This window comes from uncultured Pseudoflavonifractor sp., from assembly GCF_944387805.1.
GTDB lineage: Bacteria > Bacillota > Clostridia > Oscillospirales > Oscillospiraceae > Pseudoflavonifractor.
On the sequence record NZ_CALXGI010000043.1, the window covers coordinates 1 to 21,454 of the forward strand.

21 protein-coding genes and 1 tRNA gene are annotated in these 21,454 nt (G+C 57.1%); 6 read left to right on the forward strand and 16 right to left on the reverse strand.

What is annotated here, in order from left to right; translation table 11 throughout:
- Positions 1-425 precede the first annotated feature (425 nt).
- The 11 genes from Q0K06_RS09885 to Q0K06_RS09935 all read right to left on the reverse strand — a co-directional run bounded on the left by Q0K06_RS09885 (position 426) and on the right by Q0K06_RS09935 (position 12,385).
- A complete protein-coding gene (locus Q0K06_RS09885) occupies positions 426-1,592 on the reverse strand; it encodes an aminotransferase class I/II-fold pyridoxal phosphate-dependent enzyme (RefSeq protein ID WP_294551766.1) in 1,167 nt (388 codons plus the stop codon).
- A 10-nt stretch (positions 1,593-1,602) separates the two neighbouring features.
- Positions 1,603-2,046: an ACT domain-containing protein gene (locus tag Q0K06_RS09890; RefSeq protein ID WP_294551771.1), complete on the reverse strand. Its 444-nt coding sequence runs from the start codon at positions 2,044-2,046 to the stop codon at positions 1,603-1,605.
- 18 nt (positions 2,047-2,064) lie between these two features.
- Positions 2,065-3,366: a phenylacetate--CoA ligase gene (locus tag Q0K06_RS09895; protein ID WP_294551778.1), complete on the reverse strand. Its 1,302-nt coding sequence runs from the start codon at positions 3,364-3,366 to the stop codon at positions 2,065-2,067.
- Positions 3,367-3,385: 19 nt separating this feature from the next.
- On the reverse strand, positions 3,386-3,958 hold the full coding sequence (locus tag Q0K06_RS09900) for an indolepyruvate oxidoreductase subunit beta (protein ID WP_294551780.1): 573 nt from the start codon (positions 3,956-3,958) through the stop codon (positions 3,386-3,388).
- 3 nt (positions 3,959-3,961) lie between these two features.
- Positions 3,962-5,704 (reverse strand): indolepyruvate ferredoxin oxidoreductase subunit alpha, encoded by a 1,743-nt coding sequence (gene iorA, locus Q0K06_RS09905; RefSeq protein ID WP_294551783.1) that lies wholly within the window; start codon positions 5,702-5,704, stop codon positions 3,962-3,964.
- Between the two features lie 295 nt (positions 5,705-5,999).
- Positions 6,000-7,637 carry a class I adenylate-forming enzyme family protein gene (locus tag Q0K06_RS09910; RefSeq protein ID WP_294551785.1) on the reverse strand — a complete coding sequence of 546 codons (1,638 nt, stop codon included), beginning with the start codon at positions 7,635-7,637 and terminating at the stop codon, positions 6,000-6,002.
- 226 nt (positions 7,638-7,863) lie between these two features.
- Positions 7,864-8,520, reverse strand: coding sequence for a CatB-related O-acetyltransferase (locus tag Q0K06_RS09915; protein WP_294551787.1), 657 nt, complete (start codon positions 8,518-8,520; stop codon positions 7,864-7,866).
- 21 nt (positions 8,521-8,541) lie between these two features.
- A complete protein-coding gene (locus Q0K06_RS09920) occupies positions 8,542-9,240 on the reverse strand; it encodes a conjugal transfer protein (protein ID WP_294551789.1) in 699 nt (232 codons plus the stop codon).
- Between the two features lie 140 nt (positions 9,241-9,380).
- Positions 9,381-9,746, reverse strand: coding sequence for a CD3324 family protein (locus Q0K06_RS09925; RefSeq protein WP_365925438.1), 366 nt, complete (start codon positions 9,744-9,746; stop codon positions 9,381-9,383).
- Positions 9,747-9,924: 178 nt separating this feature from the next.
- The gene (locus tag Q0K06_RS09930; protein ID WP_294551792.1) at positions 9,925-11,685 is read right to left on the reverse strand and encodes an ABC transporter ATP-binding protein; all 1,761 of its coding nucleotides are present in this window, start codon (positions 11,683-11,685) and stop codon (positions 9,925-9,927) included.
- Positions 11,686-11,794: 109 nt separating this feature from the next.
- Positions 11,795-12,385 (reverse strand): helix-turn-helix domain-containing protein, encoded by a 591-nt coding sequence (locus Q0K06_RS09935; RefSeq protein ID WP_365925442.1) that lies wholly within the window; start codon positions 12,383-12,385, stop codon positions 11,795-11,797.
- A 253-nt stretch (positions 12,386-12,638) separates the two neighbouring features.
- Between Q0K06_RS09935 and Q0K06_RS09940 the strand changes: the two genes are divergently transcribed.
- The 4 genes from Q0K06_RS09940 (at position 12,639) to Q0K06_RS09955 (ending at position 16,547) form a co-directional block, all read left to right on the forward strand.
- Positions 12,639-12,893 (forward strand): cation transporter, encoded by a 255-nt coding sequence (locus Q0K06_RS09940; protein ID WP_294551796.1) that lies wholly within the window; start codon positions 12,639-12,641, stop codon positions 12,891-12,893.
- Positions 12,894-13,000: 107 nt separating this feature from the next.
- Complete coding sequence (locus Q0K06_RS09945) at positions 13,001-13,927, forward strand: AraC family transcriptional regulator (protein ID WP_294551798.1); 927 nt, start codon at positions 13,001-13,003, stop codon at positions 13,925-13,927.
- Positions 13,928-14,070: 143 nt separating this feature from the next.
- The gene (locus Q0K06_RS09950; RefSeq protein WP_294551800.1) at positions 14,071-14,346 is read left to right on the forward strand and encodes a DUF6110 family protein; all 276 of its coding nucleotides are present in this window, start codon (positions 14,071-14,073) and stop codon (positions 14,344-14,346) included.
- A 56-nt stretch (positions 14,347-14,402) separates the two neighbouring features.
- On the forward strand, positions 14,403-16,547 hold the full coding sequence (locus Q0K06_RS09955; protein WP_294551802.1) for a heavy metal translocating P-type ATPase: 2,145 nt from the start codon (positions 14,403-14,405) through the stop codon (positions 16,545-16,547).
- A gap of 257 nt (positions 16,548-16,804) precedes the next feature.
- Here Q0K06_RS09955 and Q0K06_RS09960 read toward each other — a convergent pair.
- The 5 genes from Q0K06_RS09960 to Q0K06_RS09980 form a co-directional block, all read right to left on the reverse strand.
- Positions 16,805-16,890: transfer RNA gene (locus Q0K06_RS09960), tRNA-Leu, on the reverse strand.
- Between the two features lie 139 nt (positions 16,891-17,029).
- Positions 17,030-17,347: a thioredoxin gene (trxA, locus tag Q0K06_RS09965; RefSeq protein ID WP_294551804.1), complete on the reverse strand. Its 318-nt coding sequence runs from the start codon at positions 17,345-17,347 to the stop codon at positions 17,030-17,032.
- Positions 17,348-17,383: 36 nt separating this feature from the next.
- Entirely contained in the window at positions 17,384-18,259 is an 876-nt protein-coding gene (locus Q0K06_RS09970) for an NAD(P)/FAD-dependent oxidoreductase (protein WP_294551805.1), read from the reverse strand.
- Positions 18,249-18,560 (reverse strand): metalloregulator ArsR/SmtB family transcription factor, encoded by a 312-nt coding sequence (locus Q0K06_RS09975; protein WP_294551808.1) that lies wholly within the window; start codon positions 18,558-18,560, stop codon positions 18,249-18,251. Before Q0K06_RS09975 ends, Q0K06_RS09970 begins: the two co-directional genes overlap by 11 nt.
- Before the next feature lie 147 nt (positions 18,561-18,707).
- Entirely contained in the window at positions 18,708-19,289 is a 582-nt protein-coding gene (locus tag Q0K06_RS09980) for a sugar O-acetyltransferase (RefSeq protein ID WP_294551810.1), read from the reverse strand.
- A gap of 204 nt (positions 19,290-19,493) precedes the next feature.
- Between Q0K06_RS09980 and Q0K06_RS09985 the strand changes: the two genes are divergently transcribed.
- Entirely contained in the window at positions 19,494-20,378 is an 885-nt protein-coding gene (locus Q0K06_RS09985) for a glycosyltransferase family 2 protein (RefSeq protein WP_294551812.1), read from the forward strand.
- Between the two features lie 46 nt (positions 20,379-20,424).
- Entirely contained in the window at positions 20,425-21,318 is an 894-nt protein-coding gene (locus Q0K06_RS09990) for a DMT family transporter (protein WP_294551814.1), read from the forward strand.
- The last annotated feature ends 136 nt before the right edge of the window (positions 21,319-21,454 follow it).

Genomic DNA, 21,454 nt, shown 5'->3' on the forward strand with positions numbered 1-21,454 from the left:
AGCGGCTTGATTTTGTGTTGCCTTTTTCGCTGCCTCCAAAACCTGAAATTTCTACTTGACTTTTGTTAGCAGGTCTTCCCATTTACCAGTTTGGCTGGGGGACGCCGTACTTGTCCGCCAGCGCTCTGACATATTCCACCAGCGGCTCCCAGCCGTAGACCCGGCTGTAGGTACCATTATGATAAACAAATCAGTTAAAATTTAACTATACTATTTCTCAACCCACGAAAAACTTGGAGGATACTCTGTAAATGTACTTGCAAGAATATAATACCATATTACCATAAATATCGGAAGTCAAAATAAAATATTTGTGCAAAATTCCCATTCTCAAAATAACAGTCACCCGCAAAAGCGCCCGGACACTGATTACAGTGTCCGGGCGCTGCATCCAGCTCGAGATATGCGCGGGAGGAGTTGGCCGCTCAGCCCATCTTCTCCCTGATATGGCTCAGCCGGTCCAGGGCCTCGTTGAGGGTCTCGTCCTTCTTTGCGAAGTGGAGGCGGACAATGTTGCGCACATCCTCCATAAAGAAGGAGGTGCCGGGCACGGCGGCCACGCCCACCTTCCGGGCCATCTCCTCGCAGAACTCCACGTCGGTCTGTCCCTTTTTCAGGTAGGGACCGATGTCGGCCAGGACGAAGTAGGTGCCCTGGGGGTCGGTGAAGGGGATGCCGATGTTCCGCAGGCCGTCGGTGAACAGCTGCTTCATGTGGGCGTAGTGGGCGGAGAACTCCTCATAGTAGCTGTCCGGCATCTCCAGCCCGGCAATGGCCGCCTCCATCAGCGGGGAGGGCGCGCCCACGGTGTTGAAGTCGTGGTACTGCTTGATTTTATCCATGATGGGCTGGGGGGCAATGGCGTAGCCAATGCGCCACCCGGTAATGGAGTAGGTCTTGGACAGAGAGGAGCAGGAGATGGTCCGCTCCCACATGCCGGGCATGTTGCACATGTAGAGGTGCTTGTGGGGGGCGTAGACAATGTGCTCATACACCTCGTCCATAATGGCGTACACATCGTACTTGACGCACAGCCCGGCGATGAGCTTCAGCTCTGCCTCGGTGAACACCTTGCCGCTGGGGTTGGAGGGGTTGCAGATGATGATGGCCTTGGGGTGCTGCTTGAAGGCGTCCTCCAGCACGTTGGGGTCAAAGTTAAACTGAGGCGGCACCAGGGGCACATAGATGGGCTGGCAGTCGGCAAAGAGAATCTGGGCATGGTAGTTCTCAAAGTAGGGGGAGAACAGCACCACCTTGTCGCCGGGATTGGTGAGGGCGAAGATGGAGTCCACCATGGCCTCGGTGGAGCCGATGGTCACCACCATCTCAGTCTCCGGGCTGATGTCCCTCCCCATAAACCGCTTGCACTTTTTGGCCAGAGCCTGGCGGAAGTTAGGAGCTCCCATGGTGATGGGGTACTGGTGGGGGCCGGCGTAAGACACCTCGGCCAGCCGGTCCAGCAGAGGCTTGGGCGGGTCAAAGTCGGGGAAGCCCTGGGCCAGGTTGATGGCGTCGCTGGCGATGGCAATGCGGGTCATCCGGCGGATGACCGAATCGGTAAAGTACTGGGTCTTATTACTCATGGGCTGCATAGCGGTTCCCTCATTTCTGTTCGTCTTGGATGCCCAGCTCTCCGTGGAGGGCGGGCGGCATGCCGTTGTCCTTGAGCAGAGCGGCCAGCCTGTCCAGGTCGGCCACCCGGAAAATCATGCAGGCCTGGCCCTGGACCCGGCCGAACACAGAGTAGACATATTCCACGTCGATATTCTCTCTGGCCAGCAGGGTAAGAATCTTCCCCAGGGCCCCCGGCTCATCGGGCACCACCACCGCCAGCACCGGGGTCATGGACAGGATGAACCCATGCTCCAGCAGCAGGGCGGCGGTCCGCTGGGGCTTGTCCACAATCATGCGCAGCACGCCGTAATCGGCGGTCTCGGCAATATGGAGGGCCCGCATGTTGATACCCGCGCCGGCCAGGATGGAGGTAATCTCCGCAAGCTGGCCCGCCCGGTTCTCCAAAAACACGGAAATCTGTTGGATGATCATGATGCGCCAGCTCCTCTCTTAAATCTTCCGCTTGTCGATGACCCTGACTGCCTTGCCTTCGCTGCGCTGGATGGACTTGGGGGCCACCAGGCGGACCTTGGCGTAAATGCCCAGCATGGCCTTCAGGGCGGCCACCACCTGCTTCTCCTTCTCGGCCACCTGGCTGAGCTGGTCGGAGAACATCTCAGGCGTCATCTCCACCAGCACCTCCATGGTGTCGGTATTGTTGACCCGATCCACGATGATCTGGTAGTTGGGCGCGAAGCTCTGGCCCAGGAGCACGGTTTCAATCTGGGACGGAAACACGTTGACGCCCTTGACAATGAGCATGTCGTCGCTGCGGCCCATGGGCTTGCTCATCTTCACGTGGGTGCGGCCGCAGGGGCAGTCCTCGTGGCGGAGCACGCAGATGTCCCGGGTGCGGTAGCGCAGGAGCGGAAACGCCTCCTTGGTGATGGAGGTGAACACCAGCTCACCCTTGCTTCCCTCCGGGAGCACCTCTCCGGTATTCGGGTCGATGATCTCGGCGATGAAGTGGTCCTCATTGATGTGCATGCCGGTCTGGGCGGAGCATTCAAAGGCCACGCCGGGGCCGGACAGCTCGGTGAGACCGTAAATATCGTAGGCCTTGATGCCCAGGGTCCTCTGGATGTCCTGGCGCATCTCCTCGCTCCAGGCCTCAGCACCAAAAATCCCCGCCTTCAGGGGGATCTGGTCAGGGGTCAGGCCCATCTCCTTCATGGTCTCGCCCAGATAGGCGGCATAGGAGGGAGTACAGCAGAGGATGGTGGCGCTCAGATCCCGGATGAACATGATCTGCCGTTCGGTGTTGCCCGAGGAGGCAGGGATGGTCAGACAGCCCACCTTGTGGCTGCCCCCGTTGAGGCCGGGGCCGCCGGTAAACAGGCCGTAGCCGTAGGACACCTGGCACACGTCCTCATTGGTGCCGCCGGCGGCCACAATGGCCCGTGCACAGCAGTCCTCCCAAAGGTCGATGTCGTGCTGGGTATAGAACGCCACCACCCGTTTGCCGGTGGTGCCCGAGGTGGACTGGATGCGCACACAGTCCCGCAGGGGCCGGGCCACCAGACCGTAGGGATAGGCCTCCCGCAGATCATCTTTGCTGACAAAGGGCAGTTTGTGCAGGTCATCCACGCCCTTGACATCCGCCGGGGTCAACCCTTTCTCCTCCATCTTCTTCCGGTAGTAGGGCACATTGTCCCACACGTTGTGTACCTGCCTGACCAGGCGCTCGTCCTGCCAGGCACGGATCTGATCCCGGCTGGCGCACTCAATCTCCTTCTGATAGTACCGTTCCATGGCGTTCTGCCCCCGTCCCTCAGGAATTTCTGCCCAGATGGAAGGCCATCCGGTTCATTTCCAGGAATTTCTCCGGCACACTCCGGGTAATAGCCTGCTGCCAGGCCTCTTCCGGCAGGTCAAAGTACTGGCTCAGCCGCCCCATGAGCACCAGGTTCACCGCCTTGCTGCTCCCCGCCTGCTCGGCCAGGGCCAGGGCATCCATGGCGTCCACCTTCGCCCCGGCGGCAGCCATCTTGGCTGCCAGGTCCCGAGGGTACTCCGCCGCGCCGGTGATCACCGGCATAGGGTTGATCTGCTGGGTGTTGGTGATAATGCGCCCGTCGGGCCGGAGGAACTCCATCCACCGGGCAGCCTCCAGCAGCTCAAAGGACACAATGAAGTCGGCCTCCCCCTTGTCAATGACGGGGGAATAGACCTTGCCGCCGTAGCGCACATAGGTGACCACGCTGCCGCCCCGCTGGCTCATGCCGTGGACCTCGGAGACCTTCACATCATAGCCCTGGTCCAGCAGCAGACGGCCCAGCAGCTTGCTGGCCAGCAGGGTCCCCTGACCGCCCACGCCCACAATCATAATGTTTTTCGTCTGCATCACTCACACCTCCTCCGGCGCCTGGAGCGCATCGAACTTGCACAGCTGCTCACACACGCCGCAGCCCACGCACAGGGTTGCGTCCACCCCGGCCTTGCCGTCCCGCACCGAGATGGCGGGGCAGCCAATCTTCATGCACGCCTTGCAGCCCACACACTTGGAGGTATTCACCGTCAGGGGCGGCTTGTGCTTGACGTATTTGAGCAGAGCGCAGGGACGGCGGGAGATGACCACCGACGCCTCGGGCGCGGCCAGCTCCTCCTTGATAGCCGTCTCGCACTGGCTCAGGTCGTAGGGGTCCACCACCCGCACCCGGCGGATGCCCACCGCACGGCACAGGGACTCCAGGTCGATCTTGGTGCAGGGGTCCCCCTTCAGGTTGAAGCCGGTGGTGGGGTTCTGCTGGTGACCGGTCATGCCGGTAATCGAATTGTCCAGGATGATAACAGTGGCATTGGACTCGTTGTAGGCGATGTTGACCAGCCCCGTGATGCCTGAGTGCATGAAGGTGGAGTCGCCGATGACCGCCACGGTCTTGCCGTCCATCTCTCCCCCGCCGGCCTTCAGGAAGCCGTGGAGTCCGGACACCGAAGCGCCCATGCAGATAGTGGAGTCAATGGCGGACAGGGGCGCAACCGCCCCCAGGGTGTAGCAGCCGATGTCGCCCAACACAGTGAGCTTGAGCTTGTGGAGCACGTAGAACAGTCCACGGTGGGGGCAGCCGGCGCACATCACCGGAGGCCGGGCCGGGATGTTCTCATCCAGAGCCTTGCCTGCGTCAGGCGTCACGCCCAGCTTCTCGGCCACCAGGTTCTGGCTCAGCTCCCCGACGGGAGAGAAGTAGTCCTTCCCTGCCAGGGCCAGGCCCAGATTGCGGCAGTGCTCCTCAATGAAGCCGTCCAGCTCCTCTACCACAGTCAACAGATCCACTGTGGCGGCAAAGTCCTTGATCTTCTGCTCAGGCAGGGGCCAGATCATACCCAGCTTGAGCACCGGGAACCGGTCTCCGCAGACCTCCTTCACATACTGGTAGCTGGTGGAAGAGGTGATGATACCGATTCTGCGGTCGCTCCCCTCTTCTATCCGGTTAAGAGAAGTGGTCTCAGCGTAGGCAATCAGGTCCCGGGTCCGCTGCTCCACCACCGGGTGGCGCTGCTTGGCGTTGCCCGGCATCATGATGTACTTGGATGCCTTTTTCTCGTAGGGCACCGGGGCAGGCTCCACCCGCTCCCCTGTCTCCACCACACTCTGGGAATGGGATACCCGGGTACACATCTTCAGCAGCACCGGTGTGTCAAACCGCTCGGACAGCTCATAGGCCAGCTTGGCAAAGGCCAGTCCCTCGGCAGAGTCGGCGGGTTCCAGCATAGGCAGCTTGGCCGCCTTGGCGTAGTGGCGTGAGTCCTGCTCGTTTTGGGAGGAGTGCATACCCGCGTCATCCGCTACACAGATGACCATTCCGGCGTTGACGCCGGTGTAGGCGATAGTAAACAGAGGGTCGGCAGCCACGTTGAGGCCCACATGCTTCATGCCGCAGAAGGACCGCTTCCCCGCCAGAGAGGCGCCAAAGGCCGTCTCCATGGCCACCTTCTCGTTGGGCGCCCACTCGGCGTAGACCTCAGGGTACTTGGCGATAGCTTCGGTGATCTCGGTACTGGGGGTGCCGGGATAGCTGGAGACAACGGCGCAGCCCGCCTCGTAAAGTCCCCGGGCTACTGCTTCGTTGCCAAGCATCAGGGTTTTCATGGTGCATCTCTCCTTTTCAGCAGGCCGGAAGATAAAAAACGTCCTCTGCAATCCCTGCAGAGGACGAAAAATTCCGGCGAAACGGCCTCTACCTGGTTCCGTTCCTACTCATATTGAATAGAATCACTTTATCACTTTTCGTTAGTGAAGTCAATGCGTTTTCCCGTTTTTCTCCCAGTCCTTCCAGGGACCAGCGGAGCCGGCAGCCGCCGCAGCGGCAGTTATCCGCAAAGCGTACGGCAGAGTTGCCTGAGCAGCATATCAATCACAGGCAGCGCCGCTTTCGTGTGGCCGGTCAGTGGGTGATCTGAGCCTCCACCAGACGGCCGTGGCAGTACTTCTCGCGCAGTGCCGGCTTCTCGATTTTGCCGGTAGGGTTGCGGGGAATTTTGTCAAAGATAATCCTGCGCGGCCGCTTGTAGCGGGGCAGTTCCTGACAGAAGGCGTTGATCTCCTCCTCTGTGCAGGTGACGCCGTCTTTTACCTCTACAATGGCGGCAGCGATCTCTCCCAGGCGGCTGTCCGGCAGGCCGATGACCGCCACATCCTTGATCTTCTCAAAGCGGCGGAGGAAGGCCTCAATCTGGACCGGATACAGATTCTCGCCGCCGGAAATGACCACGTCTTTCTTTCGGTCCACCAGGTAGATGAAGCCGTCGGCATCCACCTCGGCCATGTCACCGGTGTACAGCCAGTCCCCCTTGAGCACCTCGGCAGTGGCCTCCGGATTCTTGTAATAGCACTGCATCACGCCGGGGCCGCAGACAATCAGCTCGCCCACCTGGCCCTGGGGCACCTCTCTGCCCTGCTCGTCCACTACCTTGGCCTGCCAGAGGTAGCCCGGCTTGCCGATTGCGCCCACCTTGCCGATGTTCTCCACCCCCAGGTGGACGCAGCCCGGACCGATGGACTCGCTCAGGCCGTAGTTGGTGTCGTAGAGGTGGTGCGGGAATACCTTCTTCCAGCGGTGGATCAGACTGGGAGGCACCGGCTGGGCGCCGATGTGCATGAGCCGCCACTGGTCCAGCAGGTAATCTTCCAGATTCACCTGGCCCTGGTCAATGGCGTCCAGGATGTCCTGTGCCCAGGGCACCAGCAGCCAGACAATGGTGCACTTTTCCTCTGTCACCGTCCGCAGAATCCACTGGGGAGATACCCCCCGCAGCAGCACCGCCTTACCGCCGGTGGCCAGAGAGCCGAACCAATGCATCTTGGCGCCGGTATGATACAGCGGCGGGATGCACAGAAACACATCCTCATGGGTCTGGCCGTGGTGGTGCTGTTCGGTGAGGCAGGCCGACAGCAGCGCCTTATGATTATGCAAAATGGCCTTGGGGAAGCCGGTGGTGCCGGAGGAGAAATAGATGGCCGCCAGGTCGCTGAGCTCCAGGTGGACCGGAGGATTTTCAAAGGTACAATACATCACCAGTTCCCGGTAGCTCTCGGCAAAGTCAGGGGTGTGGTTCCCTACATAGAACCATTGCCGCACCCGGTTCAGGGCAGGAAGAATGGGTTCCAGCCGCCCGATAAACTCTGGGCCGAACACCAGTGCCTCCACGTCCGCCAGGTCCAGGCAGTACTGTATCTCATCCGAGGAGTAGCGGAAGTTCAGCGGCACCGCCAGGCAGCCCGCCTTCAGGATTCCGAAGTAGATAGGCAGCCACTCCAGGCAGTTCATCAGCAGGATGCCCACCTTGGTCCCCCGCTTCAGCCCCCGGCTCAGCAGCAGATTCGCAAAACGATTGGCCTTCTTGTCAAACTGCCCCCATGTCATCTCCCGCCGGTAGGGCTCGTCGGGACGGTTGCGCTCGATGAGGCTGTACTCCCGCCATGTGGTGGCCCGATCCCGCTCTTCTGACGGGTTGATCTCTACCAGCGCCGTCTCGTCCCGGTACAGACGGGCATTGCGTTCCAGAAAGTCCGTAATTGTCATAATAGGGACGTCCCCTCTCTCCCAGGCCATGCGTCCGGAGTGATGCATGGATTTCTTCGATTTCTGCTATTTTATCGCTTTAAATAGTAAAAGTCAAGGTTCGTGTCCCGCCTTGTCTCCGGCAGAATTGTAAGTTTTTCAGTACATATTTCCCCAAAAATCAACAAAAAGCAGTGCATATTCCATCCAAATCGGATGAAATATGCGCCCCCTCTACAAATCACTTCTACCGCCGGTTATGCAATTCCAGGCCGTAAAACAGCCGCAAACGGTCAATTCTTCCGGCTTGAATGTCCGAAATATGCTGCTTTATTTTTTCTTTGGGCCAGTCCCACCATTTCATTTTCAGCAGGGCGGCGGCAGTATCCTCCGGGAAGCGTCTTCGGATTGTTTTGGCGGGGACGCCGCCGACAATCGTATATGGCGGCACATCTTTTGTTACGACGGCGCGAGTACCGATGATTGCTCCATCTCCAATGGTAACACCAGACAGAATGACCGCCTCATATCCGATCCACACATCGTTGCCGATGATAATATCGCCTTTGTTGTCCCATGCCCTCGTTATGTGCTGGACATCCAGTCCCCATTCCTCAAAAAAGATTGGGAACGGATAGGTAGACAATGACCGCTGCGTATGGTTGGCGCTGGTGAACAAAAACTTTGCCCCACAGGCGACGGAACAAAATTTCCCGATGATAAGTTTGTCATGGTTGATCGGATAGTGGTACAGCACATTGTTCTTCTCAAACTGCCGTGGGTCTTTTACAAAGTCGTTGTACATGGTGAAGTCGCCGACGATGATGTTGGGATCTCTAACAACGCTTTTCAAATAAACCGTCTCATGGTCATTCACGCGGGGATAAATCTTTTCTGCATTCATGGACTTTTCTCCCTCTCAACGTTATAGGAATTTGTATTTCTCAATCCGCTCAAAATGGCTGTTCTCCACATAGTAAACAGCATGTTCCTTTGCTGAATAAACGAAAGAAACCCGGGTGGCCCATATTCCCTCCTGTCGGACGGCCCGAAGTACAGAAAACGCATCGGTGACAGTAAACCGCTTTCCGTAAGCGTTCAGAAGTTGAGCCGCCCTTTCGTATCGGTCATCTCCCGGCACAAGAAAGGGCATTGTGCTTTCCGGCGCAAGGACAGAGTAATTGGTCATCAGCGAGCAGCATCCATCATCTTCCCGCCATCCGATACCCGGTTCAACGATCAGGGTACGCCCCTGCTGGTCGGACAACATGGCCTGCATGGTGGCATCCGGAGCATAGACGATCTTCCGCTCCTGCACGATTTGCAGCGCATCGTCAAAACTGATTTTTGCCTGCACAAACTGTTCTGTCAGGTCTGCAATTGTCATGCAGCCTCTGAAATCCTGATAGGTCCCCTCCGGGTTTCCATGAACATATAACAAGGTCCCGACATTTCCGTTGCAGTTCACGCCATGATAGGAGTGACGCACCCCATCAGGCCGCAGGATGCCGATATAAAAGCAGTCTTTTCCTTTTATGAGCTTGTGATCCCATACGGCAAGGTCAATCTCAAAATTAAAGCCGGTGATAGTATCGCCGCCCCGGTAGACAAATCGAGTACACATGGTCTTTTCCCCCTCTTGCGGATATATTCCTGACTCATATCCTACTACCGCCGCGGCCTCTTTTCTATCCACCGGACCATACTGAATCAATCTGTATACAACACAAAAGCAGGAGCTGCATTTCTGCAGCTCCTGCCAGGCTATTTCTGATAAATGATTTTCCGAATGGCTGATACAGACAGGAAGTATTTTTCCGCTAACTCCTCCATAGAGGTTCCACTCCGAAACGCCTCTACAATTTGGCGGTTTCGTTTCTGTAATTCCTGCCGGTACCCCGTAGCTTCTCCCCAGCGTTTTTTCTGCGCTTGATCGGCGGGGACATAGAGATAGCCCCCTTGAATATAACTTTGCAATTCCTTGACCAGCGCGACGGGAAGAAGATCTTTGGCATTGATATATTTCACGCAGGCTTCCTCCTTGAGATGATCGTCAAGCAGCAAAGCCAGCATATTGATTATGCGACGGTTCTTACTCCATGCAAATGTCGCAATCCACTGGCTTTGCATGGAGCCTCACTTCGTTGCGTTTTGTCATTGGACACCACTTCTTTCCCATGTTGTATCGACTTTTATTCTACCACGCAGATGTTCGCAATTCAATGTTCTTTCGCAGAACAGGAGCGCCGCCTTCGGTCTGAGCTGTGGATGACGCTCCCGCTCTTTCTTTCCGGCCGCTGTCTTGTCATTATGCCAGCGTCCAGTCCTGGCTCTCCGTTTGAAGCTTGACCATGCGGGCATAGGTGCCATTATTTTCCATCAATTTCCCGGGCGTTCCCTGCTCTGCCACGACCCCGCCGTCCAACACTACGATTTTATCCGCTCCAGCCACGGTGCGCATCCGGTGGGCGATGACCAGCACTGTTTTGTTCCGGATGAGGCGGGACAGAGCAGTCTGAATCAGCGTTTCATTCTCCACATCCAGGGAGGCGGTGGCCTCGTCTAAAATCAGGATGGGAGCGTCTTTCAGCATAACCCGGGCAATGGCGATGCGCTGCTGTTCTCCGCCGGAGAGGTAGACCCCCTTTGTACCGATTACTGTGTCCAGCCCCTGGGGCAGCTTCTCCAGAATGTCGCCGCACTGGGCGTTATGAAGGGCATTCAGCACCTCCTCCCTTGTGGCGTCCGGCCTGCCCAGGCGTACATTATCCAAAATGGAGGCTTTGATAAGGCGGCTGTTTTGGAACACAAAGGACACGGTGTTCATCAATTCCCCTTTGGGAATGTCCCGCACATCTACACCGCCTATCTTCACGCTGCCTTTCTGAGGGTCAAAGAAGCGGGAGATAATATTGGCCAGTGTGGTCTTACCGCCGCCGGAAGGTCCTACAAAGGCCACCCTCTGCCCGGCGGGGATGGTCAGCGTAATGTCTTTCAGCACCTCGTTCGCCCCGTCATAGCTGAAATGGATGTGAGAGAGCTCCACCGAGGCGTCCGCCGGGTGCCGGGGGCGGGTGGTCTCCGTCAGTGGCTGGAGAGCCAGTACGCTGTCAATCCGCTGAAGGGCGTCATCCACAATCATGGCGTTCTCGCTCTGGAACATAATGCGGGTCAGCGTCACAGAGATGATGGGCGTGATGATAATATAGAACATCAAATTCAGCAGAAACTCCGCTGTCACGCCGTTTTGAGTCAAAAGGATCGCTCCGGCGATGAGGAATACAAACACCCCGTTAACGGCGGCAGTGTAGAGCATCATGGGCAGGCGCAGCTCTTTGGTGTAGGCAATGACCCATACCTGATAGCGATCAATGGAGTTCTTGAACTTTTTAAAGGAGAAGATGGTCTGGCCAAACGTTTTAACCACCGGAATGCCCCGGACATACTCCACCGCCTCGTTGGACATGTCATCCAGGGCGTTTTGGTATTCCGTCATCTTCTGCCGCATCCGCGCCCCGGTCATCATCAGCATGATGAGAAAGGCCAACAGCACCGGCGCCAGGCTCAGAAGTCCCAGCCGCCAGTCAAATAGGAAGAGCAGCACCAGCAGGCCGCAGGGGGTGGCGATAGCTCCCGCCCGGTCGGGAAGCTGGTGGGCCAGATAAGTCTCGGTGGCGGCGCTGGACTCGTTGACAATCTTTCGCAGCCGTCCGCTGCCGAACCGCTCTGCTGCTCCCAGAGGCAATTTGACGATGTGCTCCATAGCGGCAAGGCGCAGGTTCGTGGCGATGCGAAAGGCTCCCATGTGGGAGCACATCAGAGCGGCGATATAGACCAGCACCGCAATTACCGCAAACAGCACCGCCATCCAGCCGTTTCTCACCAGGTTCTGCGCCTGGCTGAAGTCCGGAGCCACCGCCAGCACCTCCCGGATGACCTGCCAGATATACCAGTAGGGCGTCAGCGCCAGCAGGGCGCTGACGGCAGAGAGTACCCAGGACGCATAGGTCAGGTATCTGTGGTTGCCTGCATATCCCAGCAGGCGCTGTAAATTGGATGGCTTTTTCAACAGAAACTCCTCCCTTTTCTTTTGATTTTTACGATACAGGCGGCCCGGAGAGGGCCTCCGCATATCATAAGTTAGCTAAAGCTAACTTATGGGTAAAAATTATAGGGCTCTACTGCCCCATAATTTTCATCCATCCAGCAGTATAAAAGGCGCGCATTTCCCGCAGATAGTTTTCCGCCTCGTCTATTGGCATGGCATGGATAATCAGCTCAAAGAATGTGTGAAACATCCCGGTGATCAGAATGTGCTCCAGCCGCAGGTCAATGTCGGGGACGGCCCTGCCCAACGCCTCCAGCACCTGAACGTAGTTGTGGGTGGCGTCTATCTCAATTTGCACCATCTCATCCACCAGCCCGGCAAACCGCGTTCCCTCTGCGCTGCACAGCAGCAGCTGGCAGTCCTCCAGATGGTCATAGGCATAGTGCAGCATGTCAAACATACATACGCTGGAGATATCTCCCAGTTCTTCCGGCTGGCGATGATAAGGCAGGCAGGCAAATTCATCCTGAGCCTTCCGGAACCGGCCCAGAAGATAGCGGTAGTGTTCCTCAACCAGTGCGGCAAAGAGCTCTTCTTTGCTTTTGTAGTAGCCGTAAAAAGCACCAGTGGTCATGCCCAGGGACTTGACGATGCTGCGCAGAGACGCACCATGAAAGCCCTGCTCTCGAAATTCTTTTCGGGCTGCTTGATGAATACGCATAAGGGTAGATTCAGGAGACATTGCCGCACCTCTCATATAGCACCGTTATATAACGCTGTTATATTATAGCAGCAGAAATTACCCTTGTCAAGCATCTGCCCTTCTTAAAATCTCTTACTCGAAAAGGACTTGCAAAATTCCAGAGAATGTAGTATTTTCAAAGTAGGTTAGTTTCTGCTAACTATCATGCCATCCAGCTTTGCTCTCGCGGATTATCAGATGATTAACTTTCATCATTTTTGGAGGGATGCGTATGTTTGAAACCATTGTCAGAATAGAGGGAATGGCCTGCTCCATGTGTGAGTCCCATATCAACAGTGCAGTGCGCAAGACGCTGCCTGTAAAAAAGGTTACATCCTCTCATGCGAAGGGGCAGACAGTCATTCTGTCAGAAGCTGCGCTGGACGAATCCGCCCTGCGGAAAGCCGTCGCTGACACCGGATATCAGGTGTTGTCGATCCAGTCCCGGCCCTATCAAAAGAAAGGTCTGTTTTCCTTCGGAAAATAGGGCGCTGCATTACGCCTGAGATCATGCCGCAGGGATAGGGCGTTTCGTCTGCACTATCGGTAGCGGTTCTTAATAAACCCCGGAGCGCCCGAACAGGAGGCGATGCTATGCAGGAAATATGCCAGAGCTGGCTCGGATGGAATTGCAGGCAATTAACTGCGGACAGCGCCGTTGTTCTGCGCTTGGATGGTATGCCGCCGGAAACCTCCTTTCCCGCCCTGCCGGCTGCCGGATGGGTGGAGGCACTGTTCTGCCGGCAGGGCAGATTGCGCCTGGAGCTGTCCTCCAGACGCAGGCTGGAGGTGAGGTCCGGTCAGGTGCTGTTCCTCCCCGCCTGGGCCGGCGAATGCCGGTGCAGGTTTTTTCCTGAACGCTTTCAGGGCATTCTGATATTGATGACGGAAAAAAATCTGCGGACCGCACTGGCCGCCCTGTGCCCTGAATTGGCGGACGCTCCGCCGCCCCCACATCACGGCTCTCAGGTCGTGGAGGCGCTTTTGTGGAGCAAAGCGCTGTTCCATACACTGGAACAGCTTCCCGAACATTTACAGGGCGACTATTGTTCCCTCAAGATGCTGGAACTGCTTTATCTGCTGCATGCAGGCATCCCTTATATCTCCCACTCCATAGAAGCCCGGTATTATGACCCCTATCAAATCCAAGTCGTTGAGAAAATTCACAACTATCTCATGGCGCATCTGGACGAGCACCTGACCATTCCACAGTTGGCAGCGCAGTTCCGCATCTCAGGCACCACGCTGAAATCCTGTTTCCGGCAAATCTACGGGGCCTCTCTCCATCAGTATCTTTTGGGGCGGCGGATGGAGCAGGCAGCAGAGCTGCTGGCCCGGACAGGCCTGTCTGTGATCCAGGTCGCTGCGGCGGTGGGATACAGCAGTACCAGTCAATTCGGGAGTGCATTCAAAGCCCGCTATCAAATGACGCCCGGGCAATATCGGAAAGCGGCAAAAATGTCTGTTCCAGCTGGTTCTTGTCCGAAACCGAAGGAAAAAACCGCTTCAAATCCTTTATAATATTTAAATCCTGATGTTGATGCCCGAAGAAGGAGGAACCCCACATGAAACATCATCGCTTCTGGGCCTGGGGTGCTGTGGTCTGCATGGTCATGGCCATTATTACCGGGTACCGCCATCGCTGACCAGGGAGGTGAGATACCATGAATCTGTATAAGGGACTGGCTCTGTTTGCAGGCGGCGTTCTGTTTGGTTCCGCGGGCTTTAAACTGCTGTCCAGCAGGGACGCCAAGAAAGCCTACACCCACGCTGCCGCCGCCGTACTGCGCATGAAGGACTCCGTCATGGAGACGGTGACCAGCGTACAGGAAAACGCCGCTGATGTGCTGGCCTCTGCCAAGGAGATCAACGAGCAGCGGGAACAGGCTGAGGAAACATCCGAGGTGGAGACTGCGGCCAAAGCGCACGCTGAACTGTAATCAAAACAGGAGAAAGGCCGCCGTGAGGCGGCCTTTCTGTTTGAGCGGAGGCAACTATGAAATTTCAAATCAAACATGAATGCCGGGGCCGCATCCGGGTGCAGATGTGTCAGCCTCGAATGACGCTGGAACAGGCTGACCTGCTTGAAAACTGGCTCCAGGCACTGCCCCAGGTGGAGCGGGCCGCAGTCCACGAGCGCACCCGCTGCGCCATCATCGAATACAAAGCCGGCCGCAGGGAGCTTCTTCGCTCTTTGCACGGATTTTCTTACCAGGACAGGGCCCTTGCGGAATTGTCCCATATCCACAGCAGCCGGGCTCTGAACCGGGCCTATGAAGAAAAACTGGTCGGCATGGTGGTCTTTAAGGCGGTCCAATCCCTCCTCTTCCCCACATCGCTGAGAGCGGCCTGCACCATTCTGAAGGCGGTCCCCTATCTGCTCAGGGCGGTTAGCTGTCTGTTGCGGCGAAAACTCCATGTAGAGGTGCTGGATGGGCTGTCCATCGGCGTGTCCATTCTCCGCAGGGATTTCTCCACCGCCGGATCGGTTATGTTTCTGCTGGGGCTGGGGGAGCTGCTGGAAGAGTGGACCCACAAAAAGTCGGTGGACGATCTGGCCCGAAGTATGTCGCTGAATATTGACCGGGTCTGGCGCAAAACTGAGGAGGGGGAATTTCTGGTCCCGCTGCACCAGGTTCAGGCAGGCGATCGGATAGCGGTGCGCATGGGCAGTATGATTCCTCTGGACGGCACGGTTCTGGACGGAGAGGTTATGGTCAATCAGGCGTCTCTCACCGGAGAATCCATCCCGGTGCCCAAGCGGCCTGGGTCTCCGATTTACGCCGGCACCGTGGTAGAGGAGGGCGAGTGCGTCCTCTCCGTCACGGCTCAGTCCGGCGGCAGCCGCTATGATAAGATCGTGGCCATGATCGAGGAGTCGGAAAAGTTGAAATCCGCAGCCGAGAGCCGGGCTGCCAGTCTGGCAGATAAACTGGTACCTTATACCCTGGCAGGCAGCGCCCTGGTCTATCTGCTGACCCGGAATGTAACCCGCGCCCTGTCAGTGCTGATGGTGGACTTTTCCTGCGCCCTGAAGTTATCCATGCCGCTTTCCGTGCTGTCCGCCATGGGCGAGGCCAGCCAGTCCCGCATCACGGTAAAGGGTGGAAAGTATCTGGAGGCGGTTGCGCGGGCGGATACCATTGTTTTTGACAAGACCGGCACGCTGACTTACGCTGCCCCCACAGTGGTTCAAGTGGTTCCCTTCGGCGGACATGACGAGACAGATATGCTTCGGCTGGCCGCCTGTCTGGAGGAGCACTTCCCCCATTCCATGGCCAACGCTGTGGTGCAGGCAGCAAAAGACCGTGGGCTGTACCATGAGGAACTCCACTCCCGGGTGGAGTATCTTGTAGCCCACGGCATCGCCAGCGCGGTAGATGGGGAACGGGTCATCATTGGCAGCGCCCACTTCGTTTTTGAGGACGAGGGCTGTATCATCCCAGCTCAGGAGCAGGCTGCCTTTGACGCCCTGCCCCGGCAGTACAGCCATCTGTATCTGGCCATCGACGGCGTACTGGCCGCAGTGATCTGCATTGCAGACCCGGTGCGGGCTGAAGCAGCTCAGGTAGTGGGCGCCCTGCGCCAGCTTGGCGTGAGTAAAATCGTCATGCTCACCGGGGACAGTCAGCGCACTGCCGCAGCCATTGCCTCCCAGGTAGGGGCAGATGCGTTTCAGGCAGAGGTGCTGCCGGAGGACAAGGCCCGCTTTGTCCAGCAGGAACGTGAGCAGGGGCGCACTGTGATCATGATCGGGGACGGCATCAATGACGCTCCTGCCCTTTCGGCAGCGGATGTGGGAGTAGCCATCAGCGACGGCGCAGCCATTGCCAGGGAAATCGCGGACATTACCATCGCCGCCGATGACCTGTATGAGCTTGTAAAACTCCGTATTTTGTCCCAGAATCTGATGGGCCGCATCCAGACAAATTACCGCTTTGTCATCAGTTTCAACGGCGGCCTAATCGCCCTGGGTTCGCTTGGAATACTTGCCCCAGCTACATCCGCTATGCTTCACAATCTCTCCACCCTGGGGCTCAGCCTGCATAGTATGACCCGGCTGCTGCCAGTGAAACAGGCAAAGTCAACTCAAAAAACAGCGGCACTGAGTCGCGCATTTGTTTCATTTGGTCAGGAATAACAGCTGTCATAGTGGAGCCGCTTTCGGCGGCCAAAAGCCCAAAAGAAAGGCACGCTTATTGCGTGCCTTTCTTTTGGGAAGTGACGGTTAAAATCGATATTTTCTAGGGAAAAACAAAAAACACCGCGAAGCGGCAGCGCCAAACCGGAGCCCAGCATAGCGGTTGCGGTTTGGAAAGGAGGAGCAGCGGCGTGAGCGCGCTCTGACTTATACTTATAAAATAAGTCGGAGCAAGCGATACAAAGCTTGCTCCGACTTGGTGCGGATGACGGGACTCGAACCCGTACGGCCGTGGGCCACTAGCACCTCAAGCTAGCCAGTCTACCAATTCCAGCACATCCGCATATTCAATTTGGCTTTCTTCGGAAGTACTTGTTTATTATAGCGGCTGCCCTTGGATTTGTCAACCAGAATTTTTTATTTTTTCGTTTAAAAGGACAGCGGGGCGGAGCACAGTGCTCCGCCCCGCTGTCCTGGCCCTATCAGACGTTGGCATCCAGAACGGCAGTATAAGCCTCGGCAGGCATAACACCCACCTTCCGGTCCAGCTCCTTTCCGTCCTTGAAGAAAATGACGGTAGGAATGCTCATCACGCCGTACTGCATGGCCAGCGCCTGCTCGTCGTCCACATTGACCTTACCAATGACAGCTTTACCTTCATACTTGTTGGCCAGGTCATCAATCACAGGGGCCAGCATCCGGCAGGGGCCGCACCAGGAGGCCCAGAAGTCCACCATGGTAATGCCGCCGGAGGTGATCGCCTTTTCAAAGCCTTCCTTGTTGAAGTGAATGGTCGCCATAATCAATACTTCCTTTCTTTCATCTCAGTAAATTCTCTATTTGGATTGGTTTGTTTTCTTGTTATCTTCCCGATCCAGATATTCCGCCGCCCGGTGTCCGGCCACTTGGCCCTCCCCCACTGCTTTGGCAATCTGAAGCGGCTGGCCGGTGCAGTCCCCAGCGGCAAACACGCCAGGAATATTGGTCGCCATATTCCGATCCACGGCGATATATCCGTCTCTCAGCTCCAGTGCAGGGAGCAGGTCGGTGGGCGCCACTGTGGACCGGAGAATAAAGACACCGTCGCATGGAATGTCCTGCCCATCCGCTTTGACAGAGGCCACTTTTCCCTCCCCACAGACTGCAATCTTTGATGCCTTGATAAAGGGAATATCCGCGTTGAGCTCCTCCGGCCTGATGGGCGCGGTATAGGTCACCCGGCACCCCAGGCCATGGAGATAGTTGGCCTCCTCGGGCGCTTCGGCAGAGCGTCCCACCACCACCACATCGCGTCCCCGGTAGAGCATGCCATCACAGGTGGCGCAGTAGCTGACACCTGCTCCCATGTGCTCCGCCTCGCCAGGGAACTTTGCCCGGCGGACCACGCCGGGAGCCAGCACCATTGTCCGGGACTGGACCAGCTCGCTGCCTACACCGATGTAGAATGTGCCGTTCAGGGACATGATATTCAGTGCGCGCCCCGTGACCCGGGCCACACCCATGCCTTCGGCATGAGTCTTAAATCGCTCCAGCAGCTCCGGCCCGGTAACACCGTGAATTCCCAGGTAGTTGTCCACCCGCTCGGTCTTGCTGAGAGGGCCATCCCGGTCATCGCCGCTGACTATCACTGCCGTTCGGTTTCTCTGTCTGGCCTGCACCGCCGCCGACAGCCCTGCCGGGCCGCCGCCGACAACCGCAATATCATATATCATGCCGGTAATCCTCCTCCCGGTCGCCAAAGAGCGCCGCGATAATTGCCGTAACTCCAGCCCGGTCGTCAATCTCGTAGTAGACCTCGTTGCCGGAGCGGGACGCTTTCACAATCCCCGCCGCCTTCAGGCGCATAAGATGCTGAGAAATACAGGACTGAGACTGGCCCACATTGGCCTCCATACACCCCACATTGCGGCAGCCACATCGCAAAAGTCCCCGGACAATCTGCAGCCGTACCGGATGAGAAAGGGCCTTGAGCAGGGCTGCCTTCTCCTCATAGAGCCCGGTTGCGTCCGTCATGTCGCTCACCTCATATTTATTATTTCTAATATTATTATATTCGAATATTCTAATTTGTCAACAGGATTTTAAAAAATTTTTGATACGCTTCCGATACCATGTCATGAGCCGCCGCGCAAAACAGCACGGCGGCTCATCTTTTCTCTGTCAGACGGTTCTTTTCTTATCTTCCTCTGTGATGGGGCGGATGACCCGGCAGGGATTTCCCGCAGCCACCACACCGGAGGGAATGTCACGGTTGACCAGGCTGCCCGCGCCAATGACCACATTGTCCCCGATGGTTACTCCCGGCGTTACCGTCACTCCGGCGCCGATCCACACGTTGTTTCCCACACGAATGGGCTTGGCATACTCCAGGCCGCTGTTGCGGGTATCGGCGTCGATGGGGTGTCCCGCAGTGTGGAACCCGCACTGGGGCGCAATGAACACATTATCCCCAAAGGTAACTCCGCCGCCATCCAAAATCACACAGCCGTGGTTCATGTAGAAGTTTTTCCCGATGGAGATCCCATAGCCGTAGTCACACCAGAAGGGCTGCTCAATGCAGAACCTCTCCCCAGTGCTGCCCAGCAGCTCCCGCAGCAGGGCATTCCGGCCGTTCCAGTCGGTGTACCGCATCTGGTTATACGCCCAGCACTTGTCCTTACAGGCCGCCCGGTCGGCAATCAGTTCCGGATCTGCATCCGCTGCATAGAGCCGGCCGCTCTGCATCTTTTCCTTTTCCGTCATGGTCCTTTTCCTCCTTCGTACTTCTGTTTCAGCCCAAGATACCAGCTTTTTGATCGCTTGTCAATCGCTGCTCTTGGCGAACGGGTCTCGGACTGCTATAATGATTTTGTACCCTCCATCAAAACGCAGGGCTCCACAGCGGGAGACCTGCCGCCATAATGCTGTATTTGAACAATCATTTTTCTTTTCCCGTGAGGTGTTTCCATGAAAACTCCCGCAGTCAGCATCGTCATTCCGGTCTATAACGTAAAGCCCTACTTAGAGAAATGTCTCTCCAGCATTCGGTTCCAAACTTGCCGGGACTTCGAGGTCCTGCTGGTGGACGACGGCAGCACCGACGGCTCCGCAGATATCTGCCGCTTCTATGTGGCTTTGGACAGCCGGTTCCGCCTGTTGGAGCAGGCCAACTCCGGCGCGTCGGCGGCCCGGAATCTGGGCATGTCCCAGGCCTCCGGCCGGTATCTGCAGTTTGTAGACGGAGATGACTGGCTGCCTACCGACGGGGTAGAGATCCTCCTCCACACCGCCGAGTCCACCGGCGCCGACTTGACGGTGGCTCATTTCTACCGGGTAGCCGGAGAGCGGTGTGCTGTCCGGGGCCACATCCGGGAGGCGTGCGTTATGACCCGGACCGAGTACGCTGAGCATATGGTCAAAGCCCCCGCCAATTTCTACTATGGCGTTATGTGGAACAAGCTCTACCGCCGGGCCATTGTGGAAGCCCACCACCTTCAGTGTCCCGTCGACGTGGCCTGGTGCGAGGATTTTTTGTTTAATCTGGACTACATCGCCTGCTGCCGCTTGATCGCGGCGGTGCCCAAGCCGGTGTACTACTACCGCAAGCGGGAGGGCAGCCTGGTGAGCACCCAGACCTCCCTGCGAAAGACCATCCAGACCAAGCGTCTCACCTTCAACGAGTACAAGGAGTTCTACCGGCAGCTGGATCTGTATGAGGATAAAAAGGCCCAGGTCTACCGCTACCTCTTTTCCTCCGCCGGAGATGGGGCGGTGGGCCTCCTGGGCCGTTCTCTCTCCCTCCTCCCAAAAGAGAAGTCTCCCGCCTGCCGCAGAGAGAAAAAACAGAGTTAATTTTTTACTTCACTGAAGCGCTGGTATCTGACAGGAGGTTTGCCATATGATCTCGCCTAGACAGGAACTGTCCGGCCACCTGGCAGCCCTGTGCGCCATCACCATCTGGGGCGGCGCCTTTGTAGCGGCTCAAGTGGCCCTGAAAGCAGTAAGCCCCACGGCGCTGATGTTCCTGCGCATTATCATCGCCATCATTGTTACCACTATTATTCATCCCCGCCCTCTGGGCTGGCAGGGCTGGAAAACCGAGGGATATTACATGCTGGGCGGACTGCTGGGTATTTTCTTCTACTACTACCTCCAGAACGCCGCCCTGACCTATACCAGCGCCTCCAATGTATCGGTTCTGTGTGCATTGGCTCCCATCGTCACCGCTTTGGCTGCGCCTCTGCTTCTCCGCGCTCCCCGACCTCACGGCCTGTTCTATTTCGGCTGTGCACTTGCTGTGGCCGGTTCTGTCCTTACAGTATACAACGGTACCGCCGTGCTTCAGCTCAATCCCCGCGGAGATACTTTGGCTCTGCTGAATGCAGTAATGTGGGGTCTCTACGCCATTGTCAGCAAAAAAATCAGCTCCTTTGGCCATTCTCTCATTCCTTCTGTGCGGAAGATGTTTATCTATGCTCTTCTCTTCTCCGTAATCCTCCTGTTGTTTCAGGGCATCCAAGTCCAGACAGAGGCACTGGTCCGGTGGGATGTATTGGGCTCTATCGCCTACCTTGGAATTTTGGGTTCTGCCCTCTCCTACCTGCTGTGGAACTATGCCATCAAGCAGCTGGGCTCTGTCCGGGCCACCACCTACATCTATCTGGAGCCTCTGGTCACCATGGCAGTAGCCGCCGCCATGCTGGGGGACCCCATCACCTGGATCGCCCTGCTGGGCGCGGTGCTCATCATCGGCGGGCTCTTCCTCACCAAGCTGAAGCAGGCAGGCTCCTGACTGTCTTTATAGAAAAACCCCCGGCGCACTGCATGCGCCGGGGGTTTTGTGTTCAGTTCAGGAAGTCCTTCAGCTTCTTGCTCCGGCTGGGGTGACGCGTCGCCGTCGCGGACTGCGCATCCCTCGCTTCCGGACG